Annotated in this window: 13 protein-coding genes and 1 tRNA gene; 8 read left to right on the forward strand and 6 right to left on the reverse strand. The window is 65.4% G+C overall.

Annotated elements, in window-relative coordinates:
- The 3 genes from ABIC32_RS04810 to ABIC32_RS04820 form a co-directional block, all read right to left on the reverse strand.
- A complete protein-coding gene (locus ABIC32_RS04810) occupies positions 1–1,677 on the reverse strand; it encodes a TadG family pilus assembly protein (protein ID WP_354072706.1) in 1,677 nt (558 codons plus the stop codon).
- Positions 1,677–2,102: a TadE/TadG family type IV pilus assembly protein gene (locus tag ABIC32_RS04815; protein WP_354072708.1), complete on the reverse strand. Its 426-nt coding sequence runs from the start codon at positions 2,100–2,102 to the stop codon at positions 1,677–1,679. The genes ABIC32_RS04810 and ABIC32_RS04815 overlap by 1 nt, the downstream gene beginning before the upstream one ends.
- Positions 2,103–2,377: 275 nt before the next feature.
- Positions 2,378–3,085, reverse strand: coding sequence for a response regulator transcription factor (locus ABIC32_RS04820; protein WP_066625181.1), 708 nt, complete (start codon positions 3,083–3,085; stop codon positions 2,378–2,380).
- A gap of 339 nt (positions 3,086–3,424) precedes the next feature.
- Between ABIC32_RS04820 and ABIC32_RS04825 the strand changes: the two genes are divergently transcribed.
- The 5 genes from ABIC32_RS04825 to ABIC32_RS04845 all read left to right on the forward strand — a co-directional run bounded on the left by ABIC32_RS04825 (position 3,425) and on the right by ABIC32_RS04845 (position 9,225).
- Positions 3,425–4,015 (forward strand): hypothetical protein, encoded by a 591-nt coding sequence (locus ABIC32_RS04825; RefSeq protein WP_055807932.1) that lies wholly within the window; start codon positions 3,425–3,427, stop codon positions 4,013–4,015.
- Positions 4,016–4,093: 78 nt separating this feature from the next.
- A complete protein-coding gene (locus ABIC32_RS04830) occupies positions 4,094–4,843 on the forward strand; it encodes a fimbrial biogenesis chaperone (RefSeq protein ID WP_502909303.1) in 750 nt (249 codons plus the stop codon).
- 105 nt (positions 4,844–4,948) lie between these two features.
- Positions 4,949–7,441, forward strand: coding sequence for a fimbria/pilus outer membrane usher protein (locus ABIC32_RS04835; protein ID WP_354072713.1), 2,493 nt, complete (start codon positions 4,949–4,951; stop codon positions 7,439–7,441).
- 76 nt (positions 7,442–7,517) lie between these two features.
- The gene (locus tag ABIC32_RS04840; RefSeq protein WP_354072715.1) at positions 7,518–8,378 is read left to right on the forward strand and encodes a hypothetical protein; all 861 of its coding nucleotides are present in this window, start codon (positions 7,518–7,520) and stop codon (positions 8,376–8,378) included.
- A gap of 370 nt (positions 8,379–8,748) precedes the next feature.
- On the forward strand, positions 8,749–9,225 hold the full coding sequence (locus ABIC32_RS04845; RefSeq protein ID WP_307508410.1) for a helix-turn-helix transcriptional regulator: 477 nt from the start codon (positions 8,749–8,751) through the stop codon (positions 9,223–9,225).
- A gap of 228 nt (positions 9,226–9,453) precedes the next feature.
- Here the strand turns inward: ABIC32_RS04845 and ABIC32_RS04850 are convergent.
- Positions 9,454–9,530 (reverse strand) — tRNA-Arg (locus tag ABIC32_RS04850).
- A gap of 144 nt (positions 9,531–9,674) precedes the next feature.
- Here ABIC32_RS04850 and ABIC32_RS04855 point away from each other — a divergent pair.
- Complete coding sequence (locus tag ABIC32_RS04855) at positions 9,675–11,429, forward strand: gamma-glutamyltransferase family protein (protein ID WP_354072718.1); 1,755 nt, start codon at positions 9,675–9,677, stop codon at positions 11,427–11,429.
- A gap of 4 nt (positions 11,430–11,433) precedes the next feature.
- Here the strand turns inward: ABIC32_RS04855 and ABIC32_RS04860 are convergent, their stop codons facing one another.
- Both ABIC32_RS04860 and ABIC32_RS04865 read right to left on the reverse strand, forming a co-directional pair.
- A complete protein-coding gene (locus ABIC32_RS04860) occupies positions 11,434–12,240 on the reverse strand; it encodes a lipid A-modifier LpxR family protein (RefSeq protein ID WP_354072720.1) in 807 nt (268 codons plus the stop codon).
- A 216-nt stretch (positions 12,241–12,456) separates the two neighbouring features.
- A complete protein-coding gene (locus ABIC32_RS04865) occupies positions 12,457–14,346 on the reverse strand; it encodes a ribonucleoside-diphosphate reductase subunit alpha (protein WP_055809354.1) in 1,890 nt (629 codons plus the stop codon).
- A gap of 273 nt (positions 14,347–14,619) precedes the next feature.
- On the opposite strand from ABIC32_RS04865, the gene ABIC32_RS04870 reads away from it, so the two are divergent.
- Together ABIC32_RS04870 and ABIC32_RS04875 are read left to right on the forward strand one after the other, a co-directional pair.
- Positions 14,620–15,396: a phosphatase PAP2 family protein gene (locus ABIC32_RS04870; RefSeq protein WP_354072722.1), complete on the forward strand. Its 777-nt coding sequence runs from the start codon at positions 14,620–14,622 to the stop codon at positions 15,394–15,396.
- Between the two features lie 37 nt (positions 15,397–15,433).
- Positions 15,434–16,771, forward strand: a complete 1,338-nt coding sequence (locus ABIC32_RS04875) for an acetyl-CoA hydrolase/transferase family protein (RefSeq protein WP_502909304.1) — start codon at positions 15,434–15,436, stop codon at positions 16,769–16,771.
- Positions 16,772–16,800: the final 29 nt, after the last annotated feature.

Here is a 16,800-nt window from a genome sequence, read left to right on the forward strand (position 1 = left end):
TCAGCCGACCAGACGCGGGGTCGCGCGCCCCAGCATGGGGCAGGACAGGCCGTGGACCGTCACATCGGCCTCGCCCAGCTTCAGGCCCAACAGGTCCAGCACGGGATTGAGCGCGCCGTCCAGCACCGGCCCCAGCGGTTCCAGCAGCCGCCCCAGGGCCTTGGTCAGGTCGCCTAGCCCCAGGCCCAGGCCGATCACGTTCACATCCACGTCCAGTCGCGCCAGCAGGCTGGCGACCGCCCCGCTGGCGAAGCTGCGCGAGGCCATGGTCTTGGTGCGCTGATTGTCGATGTCGCCCGCGTCGAACCTTAGCGGCCTGAAACCGATGTCCGCCGCCTCGACATCGGCCTTACCGGTGATGCTGACGAGGCCCAGGACCGACAGCAGGGTCGCGCGCTGGGGCGTCAGCGGGGTCTTGAAATCGCCCAGCTTCGCCTCGTCCACCACACCGATCGATGCGCGCGCCAGGCCCGGCCGGACATCGACCTCGACCGCGCGCGTCGGATCGCAGGACAGCGACTTCAGTCGCGCCTCGGACGCCGCCAGTTCGATCAGGATCGGCAGTTCGACCCGCGCCAGACCCGACAGGGATTGCGCGGTCTTGGCCCGCACATAGAGCCGCGCCTGGGCCGTGCGGATGATCGGCTGGCCGTCAGCCGTCACCGTCAGCCACGGGGAGCGATTGGGCCGTTCGCCGATCGCCAGGCTGGTCTTCAGATCCGCCAGCCCCGCCGGCACGCCCTGGTTCAGCGCGATCTGTCGATCCCCGCCCCCGACCTCCAGCATGGCCATGACCAGATCCATGGCCGACACCGAGGCGTCCAGCCCCTCGCGGATCCCGTCCGGCGCGCGCGCCTCCAGCCCGATCAGATCGCCCAGCCTGACCTTCGTCCCGACCGAGGCCGAGGCCACCTTGCCCAGCGCCCCGCCGTCCTGGCCGCCCGCCACCCGCTCCAGCACCCTCAGCGCACGGCCGGCATCGACCTGGGTCGCCAGAAGCCGGTCGTAGTCGCCGACCTGGACGCCCAGATCGTTCGCCAGGGCGTCGGTAAACCCCAGCAGATTGATGTCCAGATCGATCAGACGACGATAGTCCATGACGCTGAGCGAGACCTTGGACCCGGTCAGGCCGCCGAGCACCTGATTGGCCACGCCGCCGTCCAGTCGCGCCAGACGCGACCCGATCGAGATCATGGCCTTGGGCGTCCCGCCGCCCGTCGTCGCCGTGGCCCGGCGGGTGACCCGCACCTGATCGCGGCCCAGCAACAGCGGCGTGAAGAACATCGGTGCGCGGCTGGTGACCTCGACCCGTGCGGCGTTCGGCTTCACGCCGCCCGTCATGAACCGGTCATTGCGCGCCTTGGCCGGGTCGGGGGTATAGACGCCCAGCGCCGTCGCCACCGTGACCGAGACGTCGGGCGCCACATTGGCCTCGACCGTCGCCTGGGCCGCGCGCAAGACCGCACCCTCGCCCTGCGCCAGGTTTCGCACCGCCGACAGCGCCGCGAGATCCGCCGCCCCCTGAACCCGGCGCGTGTGCAGAACCAGAACGCCCAGGTCGATCACCGCCGCCGTGAACAGACACAACAGACCGCCCGCGACCGCCGCGATCACCGCCACCGCCCCACGCCGATCGGCGCCGAACCGGAGAAGCAGACAAGGCGCCCGGACGCTCATCAATAGTCGCCCACATGGATGACCGCCGACCGCCGAATGACAGACGGCGGGCGCGGCAGCATTCCGCCCAGCGCCATGATCAGACTGTCGCTCGCGTCATAGGCCACGACGACCCGCAGGCGGCCGGCGTCCTCCATCACCTCGATGGTCGTGTGATCGGGGTTCAGCGCCACGCCTCGCACCGCCTCGCTGACCTCGCGCCGCGCCAGACCGTCGCGCTCGACTGGATCCAGCCCCCCGATCGCCGCCCTGGCTCCCTCCGACGCCAGGGCCTGAACCGACTGGGCCATCAAAAACCAGCCGCCATAGACGACGATGCCGATCAGCAGCAGGACCAGGATCGGCCCCACCAGCGCAAACTCCACCGCCGCCACGCCCTCGCGCCCGCGTCGCCTTGCAGAAGGAATGGGTCCGAACGTCCGCATGCCAACCTCACGGTTACCATCATGGGTTGTATGTCAGGCACAGTTAAGTGTTCGTGTGGCCGGCGCCATGTCCATTCTACGGCTTCTCGCAGGTACAATTGCGCGCGAGCACCAAGGCATCTGCCCGGCGCCAATAGCGGGCCGGGAGATTGCCACGAAAATCGGAGCGCCCCTGAAGGTGTAGCTCGATCAGCCGCTGCGTCGCGGACCGAACGGCATGTTCACGCAATGGCCGCCAAACGGAACCTAAGTCTCCGCCCGAATCGTGCGCCGGCCTAAAGACCCGCGAAGTCCACAGCCTTGGCGAATAGTTCGCCACGACTGCTGACGTCTAACTTGCGATAGGCATGTTTGATGTGAGTGCGCAGTGTCTCGATGGAGATGTCCTGCTTTTGAGCAATACGCCCCGTCTCCATCCCCGCCAACATCATCGTCACGATGTGTTTTTCGCAGGGTGTCAGGTGGTGAATCTGGAGCATTGCTTCGTACGAAACACGGTCCGCCATTCGGTGTGCGGCAAACCCTATGCTGTCGTCATCGCCGGGTATCAGTTGTTGACAGCGCAAAAGCCATTGTCGATCCGCATCCGTCGATGTGACCGCATAGATCGCTTGGCCGGGCACAGCGTCTCTTAGAAGGCGCGCCAGCGCTGCAGCCGTCTGAGCACTGTCGGAGACAAGATGGTCGTCAATGAGCCGGAACACGCCGGCGTCCTTCAACATTCGATAGGCGGCTTCGTTGGCCCAACCGATTCGTCCCGATCGCGATAACAACATCCTGGCGCGGGGATCGATGTTGACCCAAGCCGCGATGGCGCGAGACCAAGGCGGTATGAGATCGGCGTCATCGTCGAAGTTCAGGTTCGCCTGTCGTGGATCGCAGTCGCCGATTTCACTCCCGACAGCAAGAAAGCCCGTCACGCCCACAATCATCTCAACCCTCCCTCGTGGCTGGGCCTCGATGCTCGACACGTAAACAGCCATTCCAAGCGTCGAGCGTTCTCAGGCGCAGTTCACCACACCGTCCTATCCACAGACCGGGCCAATTGACATACCCGAGTTAGGGGAGTGACGGCCGTCGAAGCCGATCCAGCTCAATACCGCTCGCCAAGTGGCGTCGAACTTTCACACCAACACGCTGGCGCAGCTTCAAGGTGTGTCCTTGCACCACCAATAATGATGCGCAGATCGACTAAGCAATCATCGATAGTGTCTTTGACGATGCGACGCCGCCTCCAGCGGTGAATAGATGGTGACACCACGACATTGTGGCGCCCACCCAGTCTCATTGGGCGGGAAAATATTGAAAAGCTGGAGGATAATATGCGGACCTATATTATTGCAGCGGCGACTGCCGCTGCGGCCTTGCTGGCGATGCCGGCTGTGTCGAGCGCACAGACCAATGTGACCGTCTCGACCACCGTGACCAACTTCTGCGGCATCGGCTTGGCCAATGTTGCAGGCGGAAACGTCGCGGTCGCCAACGGCGTACGTCAGAAGGTCACCACATTGCGGATGTCGTGCAACGCCGCCAGCGGCGCCAAACTGACATCAAGCGCCGCCAACGGCGACTTCAAGTCGGCGGCAGGCAAGCTGATCAACTACGATTGGGATCTGTCCGTGCCGGAAATCCCCAGCCTGGGCTTTGCGGCCAACGACACCTATCCCGGCGAACCTGCCCAAGTCACCAACTCTGGCGGCTACAGCCAAAAACTGGCTGACGGCGTCTTCGGCGATCTGTTCCTGAACCTCTGCTACAACGTCCCCGGCGGCAGCGGTGTGGGCGGAACGCAGGGCGATCCGAGCAACCCCGGCTCTTCGGGTTGTGCTGCCTCCCCCTCGGGTCCAGGCGCCGCTTCGGCTCCGGCCGGAACCTATACGGAAACCTTCACCTTCTCGCTCGATCCCGCTTGATCGTCGCGAAATGCAGGGGCCGCCCTCGGACGGCCCCTGCTTCTTCGTCAGAAGTCTGACAACACAACGGGGGCAACAATGACACGTCGTGTATTCGCGACACTGATGGCCGCAACGGCTTTAACGACAGTCCTGATGGCAGGCGCGACTGCACCGGCCGAGGCCATGGACGTGTCGCCCATGATCTCGAAGATCACGCCGTCCGGCAATGGGTCCAGCTATCGGATGACCGTCAGGAACGACAGCGCCACACCGGCGACGGTCGAGATCGAGACCTATCGCATGCAGGTTGATGATAACGGCGCCCGGTCTCTGGTCGAAGACGACAAAGACATCACGGTGTTTCCTGTCCAGTCCGTCATCCCGGCCAATCGCGAGCAGGTGATCCAAGTCCGCTACACAGGCGACGCTACAGAAGAGGGCCGTATGTATCTGGTCCGCGCAGCTCAGTTGCCGATCAATATGCAGACAACGCCCAGCGACGGCGGCGTCGGCGCCGACATTCAGGTCGCCTTCACGATCAATACCTATGTGTTCGTGGCCCCGCCCAGAGCGCGCGCCGAAGTGCAGGTCACTGCCGTGTCGCGCGAGCCGAACGGCGACGTCATCCTGACCGCCCATAATTCAGGGACCGGCTTCGCCTATATCCGCGAGTCCAAGATTATCCTGAAGACGGCGGACGGACAGTCGCATGAGGTGCCGGCCGCCGAAGTGGATGTCGGACAGGTCAGCGTGATCGCCGGCGGCGCCACGCGGCAGGTGAAGATACCGGCGGCCCTCGCCGCATCGGCATCCGGCGACCTCACCGCTTCCATCGTGCTGCTGTGAGGGCCGGCGATGGCCCGCGAGTCCCTTAAGGGCGGGCGGTCCGGAGCGCGAAAGGCTTTCCGCCGCATCGGGGCCGTCGCCTGTATGGGAGGCGGATTGGCTACCGTGGCGCATGCCGCTCCCGTCGTGCTGACCGATGAAGTCATGCGCACGGCGCCGCCGGACTATTCCGCCGTCGTAGCCATCGATCGAGGCGAAAGCGAACGCCCAGTCACCGAAGCTTCGCCGCCCATTCAGGACCAGTCTGCTTCGGTCAGGCCGTCCTCGGTTTTTACCCCGATCCAGGGACCCCTAACGCTCGACGGCAAATATCTTGGCGACATCAGCGGCTCGGTCGACGCCCAGGGCCAAGGATTGGTGGATGCGACAGCCCTGCTGGACCTGTTGCGGCCTCAGATCGGGTCCGAACTCTTCACCACCCTGACAGGCCGGATCGCGACACAGACGAAGGTCAATATGGCGGACCTTGTCACCGACACCTTCTCTCTAATCTTCGATCCTCTTTCCCTGACCTTCGTGGCGACATCCACGCCGGAAAGCCGCGCACGGCGCGATGTCGGCTTCTCCCAGACCCCGGTGATCGACCCTGCCGCCTTCGATCAACCGGCGGACTTTTCGGCTGGCGCGAATATCACCCTGGCCCAACTCTACTCCCACACCGACACTCGTTTTTCGCCGCTGCAGGGCGGCGTCGATTTTTTCGCCAACCTCGGCGGGTTTGACGGCGTCACGCTGACCACCGGCGTCGATTACGACGGGAACAACACGCAAGGCCGCTGGCAGCGCCGCGAAATCCGTCTGACCAAGGACGTCTTCAAATCCGCCGTGCGTCTGACCGCCGGCGAGTTCTCGCCCCCCATCGACAGTTTTCAGGGCTCGCAAAGGTTGTTGGGGCTATCGGCCGCACGCGCGTATTCGACTATTCGACCCTTCCAGAACGTGCGTCCCGCAGGGCGCCGCCAGTTCATCCTAGACCGTCCGGCCTTGGTCGTCGTCGAGGTCAACGGCGTGGTGGCGGAACGGATTCGCCTGGACGCCGGCCCCTACTCCATTGGCGACTTTCCCTTCGCGCAGGGCGCCAACACGGTTCGCCTGCTCGTCGAAGACGACAGCGGTCGGCGCGAGATCGCTGTGTTCGACCTTTTCGGCGGCGCCGGGCTGCTGGATCGCGGCGTGTTGGATTTTGGGGTGTCGGCCGGACTGCTGGAAGAAGGCGGAGATCTTCAGTACGGCTCGACGCTGGCCGCGAGCGGCTTTGTTCGCAAGGGCCTGTCCGATGTTTTGACCGTCGGCGTCAACGCTCAGATCGCCGACCGAAAGGGGCAAGCCGGCGCGATAGCGACGTGGGGTTCCAAACTGGGTCTGATCCAGCTGAGCAGCGCCGCCAGCCACAACGGCGACACCGGAAGAAACGGCTACGTCGCCTCTATCGACTATCTCCTCGAAAGGACTTTGGGCAAGACCGCTGATGCGCGCCTTGTGGCGTCGGCCCAGGCGACCAGCCGCTATTTTCAGAGCGCTTTCGATCCGTCCGCTTTCAACAACGAGAAATGGCGCGCCGCCGCGCGGCTGCTTGTGCGTTTTCGTGACTATTCGATCAGCGGCGGCGTCGCCTTCGTAAAGGGTCGCAAACAAAAAGATCGCACCGATTTCAGCCTGGGCCTGGGCCGCACTTTCCGTCGTTTCGCGGTCAATCTGGCCTGGCAGCGCGGGTCCACCGAAGATGGCCGCGACGAGGACCGCTTCGGACTGACGCTGACGTCGCGCTTCGGCGGGCGCTGGAGCACCACCGCGCGCTACGACACCGACAACGACCTGCGTGAGGTTGGGGTGTCACGCGCATCTTCGGGCCGCCTCAACGACTTGAGCGGCGACTTGCAGCTGTCGCAAGATCGAACCAACCAAGCGATCACGGCGGACCTGCGCTACATCAATAATCGGTTCGACGCCGAACTCGTATCGAACCGGCTAGTTTCGTCCGAGCCCGGCGGGGTCACGCGCCAGGAGTCGTTGTGGCGAATGTCGACGATGATCGGTTATGCCGGCGGCGCCTTTGGCGTCGGACGTTCGGCGCGCGAGGGCTTCGTCATCGCAACGCCCCACCCTACCCTCTCCCGTTCGCGCATCAAGCTGACGGATTCCAGCGGCAATACGGTCGCGCACAGCGGATGGCTGGGTCCGGCTCTGGTCGGGTTGGATCGCGGCTATGGCGTCAATCGCTACGAGATCGAGGCCGATCCGTTGCCGCAGGGCTATGACCTGGGCAGTGGCGTCATCAACATCTTCCCGGGCTACGGCAACGGGTACCGCTTCGTGGTGGGTAGCGACGCGTCGCGCACCGCGCGAGGCGTCCTGATGTCCGCCAATGGGCCGGTCGCTCTGGCCGGCGGCGTCATCCAAGCGGTAGGCGCTCCGGCTGATGCCGAGGGCAAGCCCTTCTTCACCAACCGCTCCGGGCGTTTCGTCGCCGATGGCCTGGCTCCGGGTCGCTATCGCCTGGTGATCCAGGGCGCCGTGGTGGGAGAATTCGTGATTCCCGAGAAAGTGGAAGGAACAGTCGATGTCGGCGAAATCCGCACGTCTCCGCCGTCGCCGTAGGCGCAAGGCGCAAGGTGACCGAAAGATCCGGGTTCCAACCTGGTCTGAAACGCTGACCGTCATCGTCTCGCTGGTCTTGGCGGCTATCCTGGCCGTGACCGCCTCCAAGGCGAGAGCCTGCGACCTTGCCCTGACCCAGAGCCCCAGCACTGTCGTCATCAACTACAATCCCTTCGCTGCGGGACCGCCGAGCGGCGCCATCGATCTGGGTCTGAAGAACCAGGCAGACGAGGTCTGCGAGCTGCGGCTGTCCGTTGTTGACGACGGCGGGGCGATTGTTTCCGGGCTGGCCCTTGGGGGCGTGGGGGTGCAGTTCCGCCCGAGAGAGGCGTCGGGGCTTCAGACGTCTGACGTCGAGCCTGGCGTCTTCCGCTACACTCTCGCAGGCAAGGCGACAGGTCAGGCGCAGCTGGACGCCGCCATCGTCGTGGACGCCGTGCCCGACGCTGGAACCTACGCCACCGACCTGAAGCTGCTGGTCAAGGACGCTGATGGAACGGCTTTGCTTGCCCCAATCCCGGTCCGTATGCAGTTGGTCTCCACGCCCCGAGCACAACTGAATCTGGCTGGAGCCGCCGGCGCCTTTGGTTCGGCTTCCAGTGTGGAGGTGGTCGATTTCGGTGACGCCTCTACCGGCCTGACGCGGCGCATTTTCATCCAGGTCCGCGCCAACGCACCGTCGGTCATCGCGATCACGTCCGAACATCGCGGCCTGATGCAGCGTCAGGGCGACGCGGAGACACCGTCCACCGTCGCCTACGCCGTCGAGTTGGACGGGACATCGGTCGATCTACAGGCGCCGTGGACCAAGGAGGTCGATCCGCCCCGCACCCTCGCCGGCATGTCGCTGCCGATGCTGTTCACCTTGGGCAAGATCAAGGATCAGATGGCTGGTCGCTATCAGGATGTGCTCGCCATCGACATATCGCCCCGCTGACGAGAGATACCCCATCATGGTTAGCCCATAGCGGCGATTACGACCCGACCGTCAAACTGGTAACAAAGTTAACACGATGAGCCGGCTGTTTGGAGGAGCCGGCACACACAGATCGTAAGCTTGAGGCTGACAGCCATATCCGGGTTTGGACGGCCTGCAGAAATGGGTGGCGCAAATGTATGAGCAAAAGATAGCGGCGTCGTCGCGAACAGACGGCCGTGCTGTTTCAGCAATCCTGCAAGGAGAATTTGGGCAGCGCCGGACGCCAATCAGATCAACCGGAAATCCGACACCTCTGCCCCGTGCGGACTGCACCGCCTGGTTCGAACATGACATTCTCGCCCGGTTCGTTCTGGATCCTCAAGGCTGCGTGATCCACGCCAACGCCAATGCCAGAGCCATGATTGCAGCGGGTGTGCTGGGCGCTGGCGGGGCCTTTATCTGCCCCTCCCATCGCAATCGTGGCGAGTTCGACGCCTTGGCCAACCGTCTGCTGGAAGGACGACAATCGCACGGCCGCCTTCTGTTTCGCGCCGGCGATGACGCCTGGTGCCTGCTGGATCTGGCGACGGCGCCCGATGCGATCGACCGCATCTTCGCCACGGCGCGCCCGGCCCACTGCATGGGCGTGGAGGTTATGGAGCCGCTGCGCGCCATCTTCGGTCTGACCCGGGCCGAACTCCTGGTCCTTTCCCATCTGACCCAAGGCGAGGCCCCGAAGGACATCGGCCGAAAGATGGATATGTCGATCCACACCGTGCGCGCCCACCTGCGCGCCATCTGCATGCGCATGGGCGTCAAAGGCATTACCGGCGCCCTGAGACTGAGTTTTCAACTTATAAACTGACGCTGGTTTCGCAAAGCCATCAAAACCGTCCGCCGCGCTCCCATGTCTTCCATCAAGACAAACGATGGACCGGGCCACATAACTTCGGCGGCGCGGTTCGCGAACCGGTGACGTGCTGGATGCCGATTAGACCATACGAGCCGAGCGCCGACTTCAAAGAATGGTGCAAAACGACTGTAACCACGCGTCCATGAACACGCGCGCTGATCATCAAGTCATTGGAAGAAGTGGCGCACCCGGAGCGATTCGAACGCCCGACCCTCAGATTCGTAGTCTGATGCTCTATCCAGCTGAGCTACGGGTGCGGCTGCCTTGCGGCGAGGGCGGGTCTTTAGCCGGTGGATCGGGCGGACGCAAGCGGGGGAATGCAGTTTCTGCGTCTGAAGCGGTTGGCGTGGCGGCTGCGACGGCTTAGGCCTGTCTGACGCTCCCCTGCTTTCGGATCTTCCATGCGTTTCTTCCGTCGCCAGATCGCCGCTGTGCTGGTCCCCGTCCTCATGGCGGGATGCCAGACCGCGACAGACATCCACGGCGCGCACTCGCCGACGACAGCGTCGCCGCCGGCCGTGTCGGCCCCGTCGATTGCCGCATCGCCCGGTCGGGGGCCGTTCGTGGCGGCGGCGAATCCGCTGGCGGTCGAGGCGGGGATGGACGTGTTGCGGCGTGGGGGATCGGCCGTGGATGCGGCGGTGGCGATCCAGGCGGTTTTGGGGTTGGTGGAGCCGCAGTCGTCAGGCCTGGGGGGCGGGGCCTTCCTGATGAGCTATGACACCGAGACCGGGACCGTCACGGCCTATGACGGGCGCGAGACGGCGCCGGCGTCAGCGACGCCCGAATTGTTCTATGAGGACGGCAAGCCCCTGTCCTTCATCGACGCAGTGCTGTCGGGCCGCTCGACCGGGGCGCCGGGGGCGGTGGCCATGCTGGCGATGGCGCAAAAGGATCATGGCAAGCTGGCTTGGCGTGATCTGTTCGGGGACGCCGAACGGCTGGCGCGCGACGGTTTCACGGTCAGCCCGCGTCTGGCCGGAATGATCAATGGACGCAGTCCTCAGGCGCGGACGCGGTGGGCCAGCGCCTATTTCACCAAGCCGGACGGCACGCGGTATCAGGCAGGCGATACGTTGAAGAACCCCGCCTACGCCGACACGGTCGCGCGACTGGCGCAGCAGGGGCCGGGCGTCATCTATGGCGGGCCGATCGGGCGCGACATCGCGGCGGCGGTTCGCGAAGGACCGCGTCCCGGCGGTCTGACCGAGGCGGACATCGCCGGCTATCGGCCCTTGCGCCGCGACGCCCTTTGCCGGCCGTATCAGGCCTATGTGGTCTGCGTGCCGCCGCCGCCGTCCAGCGGCGTGGCGTTGCTGCAGTTCCTGGCCATGGCCGAGGCGACGCCGGATCTAGACAAGGGGGCCAAGAGCCCTGAAGCCTGGGTCGCGTTCGGGCGGTTGCAGCGGCTGATGTATGCCGATCGGGACCGCTATATCGGCGACAACGACTTCGTCGGCGTGCCGATCGCCGGTCTGCTGGATCCCGATTATGTCGCGTCGCGCGCGGCCCTGGCCCCGCAGGTGAACGGGCCGGTCGAGGCCGGCGCCCCGACGGGATCGCCGCCGCGCGGGGTCGACCAGACCGCCGAGCCGGGCGGCACCTCGCACATGGTCGTGGTGGACGCCTGGGGGAATGCGGTCAGCATGACCACGACGGTCGAGAGCATCTTCGGCAATGGCCGGATGGTCGACGGCTTCTTCCTGAACAACCAGCTGACGGATTTCTCCTTCACGCCGCAGGAGGACGGACGTCCGGCCGCCAATGCGGTGGCGGCGGGCAAGCGGCCGCGCTCGTCGATGACGCCGGTGCTGATTCTGGATCGTCAGGGGCGGCTGGTCGGCGCCATCGGCTCGCCGGGCGGGTCCAGCATCCTGGCCTATGTCGCCAAGGCCCTGGTCGGGACGATGGACTGGGGCCTGTCGATGCAGGAGGCGATCGCCCTGCCCAATCTGGTGGTGCGTGGCGAGATGGTCGGGGCCGACACCGACATGATCACGCCCGATATCCGCGACGCCCTGGCGGCGGCGGGCATGGCCCTGAAGCCCAACGCCACCGAGACCTCAGGCCTGCATGGCGCGATCTGGCGCGACGGTCGCTGGGACGGAGGGGCCGATCCGCGTCGCGAGGGCGTGGCGGTCTCGGAGGTTCGCTGAAGGCTCAGCGGCCGGGACGGATCGACAGTTGGAAGGCCAGCAGGCCTTCGCTGACGTCGGTGTCCAGGCCGTTCATGCCGCGCAGACCCTTGCCGGCGTCGATCTCGCGATAGACGACGCCGAACGAGGTCTGCATGTCGCCCTTGCGATAGGCCACGCCGATCGAGGCGTCGCCCAGGAAGCTGCCCTTGTCCTGGGTATAGCCGGAGCGCGCGTAGTCACCGTCGCGGGTGCGGGCGAAGTTGTAGCCGACGGCTCGGCCGGATCCGGCAGCATACAGATACCATCGCGGCCGCTCGCCGAACCGCTCGCGGCCGTTGGGGGCCAGACGATCCAGACCCTCGCCGATCTTGAGCGTGACGCCGGCCTCGGCCGAACGGCCTTCGCTGCCGACGCCCAGGCCCGCGTGGGGCGTCAGGCTGACTTCCAGGCCCGAGGCGGTGTGGCCGCGCGCGCCGCGGAAACCGCGCACATAGCGCAGATCATACGCGTCGGGGTCCAGTTCGGCCCGATCGACGGGCGTGACCGGCAAGGGAGAGCCGTCGGCGCGGCGCAGACGGCCGGCCGTCTCCAGCGTCACCCGGTCGGTGAAGTCGGTGCGATCGATCCAGACGTCGTTGCGCGTGCTGGCGGACAGGCCGGATCGGTCATCGGGACGGAAGGCGGTCGGGATTTCGATCTGGGCGCCGAACCGGGCGTCAGGTGCTATGCGGAAACTTGTCTGTTCAGTCAGGCGCGCCTCGACATCGGGCGAGGCGTCGAAGGCGTTGGGGGCCCAGGTCTGTGCGCAGGCGGCGCTCGCGCCGGCCATCGCCAACACGCCCCCAAAGCCGACAATACAGGCCTTTAATCGCATCCGGTCTCCCCACCGATCCGCTGGACACACACTGCAACCCTCAGGCGCAAGAGTCCAACGGCTTTTGGTCATGGTTTCGTCGCTTTTGAACGAGGACGCCCAGCAGCGGTTCCCAAACGAAAAAGGGCCCCGCTGTCGCGGAGCCCTTCGGGTCGTTTGGTGCAGATGGCCTTATTGGCAGGCCAGGCACTCGTCGTAGTCGGTCTTAGGCAGTGAGAAGAGATCCGGCTGATTGGGATCGATCACCTCTTCGGCCTTGTCCTCGGCGCCCGCGAAGGCGGCGCGCTGCACCGACTTGGAGCGTAGATAGTACAGCGACTTCACGCCGCGCTCCCAGGCGGACCAGTGCAGCATGTGCAGGTCCCATTTGTTCACGTCGCCGGGGATGAACAGGTTCAGCGACTGGGCCTGGCAGATTTCCGGCGCACGGTCGGCGGCCAGTTCGATCACCCAACGCTGGTCCAGTTCGAAGGCGGTCTTGAACACGCCCTTCTCATCCTCGTTCAGGGCGTCGAGGTGCTGGACCGAACCTTCGTTCTCCAGGATGGAGCTCCACACCGCCTCGGTGTTGATGCCTTTTTCGTCGAGCAGGCGCTCCAGATAGGGGTTCTTGACCGCGAACGAGCCCGACAGGGTCTTGTGGGTGTAGATGTTGGCCGGGATCGGTTCGATGCCCGCAGACGTGCCGCCGCAGATGATCGAGATCGAGGCGGTCGGGGCGATGGCCAGCTTGTGGCTGAACCGCTCCATCACGCCGCGCTCTTCGGCGTCCAGGCACGGACCCTTCTCTTCGGCCAGCAGGCGGCTGGCCTTGTCGGCCTCGCGGCGCAGATGCTTGAACAGGCGCATGTTCCACGACTTGGCCATGGCGCTTTCGAAGGCCACGCCCTGACCTTGCAGGAAGGAGTGGAAGCCCATCAGGCCCAGACCCACCGAACGCTCGCGCTTGGCCGAATAGACGGCGGCGGCCATGGCGGGCGGGGCGCGGCGGATGAAGTCTTCCAGCACATTGTCCAGGAACCGCATCAGGTCCTCGACAAAGCGCGGCTCCTCGCGCCATTCCAGGAAGGTCTCGGCGTTGACCGACGACAGGCAGCATACGGCGGTCCGGTCCACGCCCAGGTGGTCGCGGCCGGTGTGCAGCATGATCTCGGCGCACAGGTTCGACTGCTTGACCTTCAGGCCCAGGTCGCGCTGGTGCGGCGCCATCTGGCGGTTCACCGTGTCCGAGAAGATCAGATAGGGCTCGCCGGTCTGCATGCGGATGTCGAGCAGCTTGGTCCACAGCGAACGGGCGTCGACGGTCTTCATGACCGCACCGTCCTTGGGCGACTTCAGGTCGAAGGTTCCGCCGACCTTGACCGCTTCCATGAACTCATCGGTGACGTTGATGCCGTGGTGCAGGTTCAGGGACTTGCGATTGAAGTCGCCCGACGGTTTGCGGATTTCGAGGAACTCCTCGATCTCCGGGTGATGGATGTCCAGATAGACGGCGGCCGAACCGCGACGCAGCGAGCCTTGGCTGATCGCCAGGGTCAGGCTGTCCATCACGCGGATGAAGGGGATGATGCCCGAGGTCTTGCCCGCGCCCTTCACCTTTTCGCCGATGGAGCGGACGCCGCCCCAATAGGTGCCGATGCCGCCGCCGTTGGAGGCCAGGGCCACGTTCTCGTTCCAGACGTTCTGGATGCCGTCCAGGCTATCGCCCACCGCGTTCAGGAAGCAGGAGATCGGCAGGCCGCGATCCGCGCCGCCATTCGACAGGACCGGGGTCGCCGGCATGAACCACAGGCGGCTCATATAGTCATACAGGCGCTGGGCGTGTTCGGCGTCGTCCGAGAAGGCGGTCGAGACCCGCGCGAACATGTCCTGATAGCTTTCGCCCGGCAGCAGATAGCGATCTTCCAGCGTCTTCTTGCCGAAGTCGGTCAGCAGATCATCGCGCGAGCGGTCGACCTGGACCGATTTGACCACGGTCAGGTGGGGGCGCTCCGGCGTCGGCGTCGCCGCAACGCCTTGGAATTCCGTCGTCTTCAATGCCTCGCCGCCAGCCATGGTCATCTGCGTCCTGAACAAAAAATCGTTTGAGCCGCCCGCGCCGCGACCACATCATCTTGTGGCCTCTGCGCTCCCCGAGCCCACATATAGGGCGCATATGCCTAATGACCCGTCAACGGGTTGACGCCGACCATTGTGGGCGAATCGGTCGGACAAGTCTCAGCCGTCTGTTGAAAAGCCAGCACGCAAGCCAGCACGTCCGTTTTACGCGCCCGAGACAACGCGATCACGAACGCGTGATCGGAACGACTGCCCAGCTTGGCCGTTGGCTCGCCCATGACGCTTTCCGATGTCCGCGCCTTTTTGATACGCGTCCTGACGGTCGCCCGCACGGAGATCGCCGCGCTTCTGGCCCTGCTGGTCGTCGCCGGCGGCGTTCTCACCTTCGCCGGTCTCGCCGATGAGATGACCGAGGGCGAGGGCCAAGCCTTTGACCTTCATGTCCTGGCGCTGATGCGCCCCTATGCTGATGATCCGGGCCGACCGTGGGGGCCGTGGTGGCTGAAGGAGGCGGCGGCGGACATCACCTCGCTGGGCGGCATCTCGGTGCTGGGTCTGTTCGCCCTGATCGTGATCGTCTTTCTGCTAAGCCAGCGGAAATGGCTGTCGTCCCTGCTGCTGGTCGTGGGCCTGGCCGGCGGCGTCATGCTCTCGGAGGGTCTGAAGGCGGTGTTCGAACGCGCCCGTCCGCCCGCGGCCATGCAGGCGGTGGAGACGATCAACGCCAGCTTCCCCTCCGGCCACGCCCTGCTATCCACCGTCTTCTATCTCAGCGTCGCCGTCATGCTGACCCGCGCCTTCCCGCGCGAGCGTTTCAAGGTCTTCGTCCTGGGCGTCGGCATTCTGCTGGCCCTGCTGGTCGGGCTGACACGCATCTATCTGGGCGCCCATTGGGCCACCGACGTCTTCGCCGGCTGGGCGGTCGGCGCGGCCTGGGCCATGGCCCTGTGGCTGGTCGCCTATGGGGTGGCGCGCTGGCAGAAGCGCCACCGTGCGGCGCTGCAGGACGAAGCCTCCCCGATCGAAACCGCGCCCGACCCGACCAAAGTCTAGGCCCGCGATCCGCCTCGCGGCAGGCTAGTCTGAAGACATGTCGGAGACGCACGCCATGGATCACGCCGCCCTCTACGCCGAACGCCTGAAGACCCCCGACCAGGCCGCAGCCCTGATCGTCTCGGGCGCCAAGGTCGCCATGGGCCTTGGCGTGTCCCAGCCGCCCGCCCTGCTCAAAGCCTTGGCCGAACAGGCCGCGCGCGGCGAGGTGGAGGATGTGAACCTCTATTATCTGCTCTCGACCGCCATCGCCGGGGAGACGGTGCTGCGCTATGAACTGATGGACCGGATCCGCCCGTGGAGCCTGTTCCACAGCGCCATCGAACGCCGGCTGGAACAGCGCGCACACGAGGAGGGTCGCCCCAACCCCGTGCAGTTCATCCCCACGGGCTTTCAGCAGTCGCCCCGCCTTCTGTGCGACGAGGTCAAGGTGGACACCCTTATTTGCACCGTCTCGCCGATGGATGCGGACGGCTTCTTCTCGTTCGGCACCAACACCGACTATTCCAAACCGGTGTCGCAGACGGCGAAGACTGTGATCGTCGAGGTCAATCCGCACATGCCGCGTGTGTTCGGCGACTGCACCGTCCATGTGTCCAAGGTCGCCGGCATCGTTGAACATGCCGCGCCCCTGCTGGTCGTGCCGCGCGCCGAGCCTCAGCCGGCGGACATGACCATCGGCCGCATCATAGCCGGCCTGGTCGAGGACGGGGCGACGCTTCAGATGGGGATCGGCGCCCTGCCCAACGCCGTCTGCGACGCCCTGATGGACCACCGCGATCTGGGCGTTCATACCGAGATGCTGACGCCCGGCCTGGTCGAGCTGATGCAGGCCGGCGTGGCCAACCATGCCCGCAAGACCCTGCAGCCGGGCGTGGGCGTCTTCGCCTTCTCGATGGGCGACCTCAACACCTATGATTTCCTGGACGGCAATCGCGGCATGGAGGCCCATCCGGTCTCGTATGTGAACGACCCGGCCGTGATCGCGCGCAATGCGAAGATGATCTCGGTCAACGCCACGCTTCAGGTCGACCTGACCGGCGCCTGCTGCTCGGAGTTCCTGAACGGGCGCCAGTTCACGGCCGCCGGGGGCCAGCTGGACTTCGTGCGCGGCGCCTATGGGTCGGAGGGCGGCAAGTCGATCATCGCCTGTCATTCCACGGCGGCCAAGGGGACGGCCTCACGCATCGTCGCGCGTCTGGACGGGCCGGTCACCACGCCCCGCAACGACACCCACATCGTCGCCACCGAACACGGCTGGACCAATCTGAAGGGCAAGTCGTCCAGCGAACGCGCCCGCGCCCTGATCGCCTTGGCCGCGCCGGAGTTTCGCGACGGCCTGACTGCGGCGGCGCGCGAGCAGGGCCTGATCTGACGCCCCGACAACTTGAACGACGGCTTGAT

Origin of the sequence: Brevundimonas sp. 1080, from assembly GCF_040545985.1 — a bacterium.
Lineage (GTDB): Bacteria > Pseudomonadota > Alphaproteobacteria > Caulobacterales > Caulobacteraceae > Brevundimonas.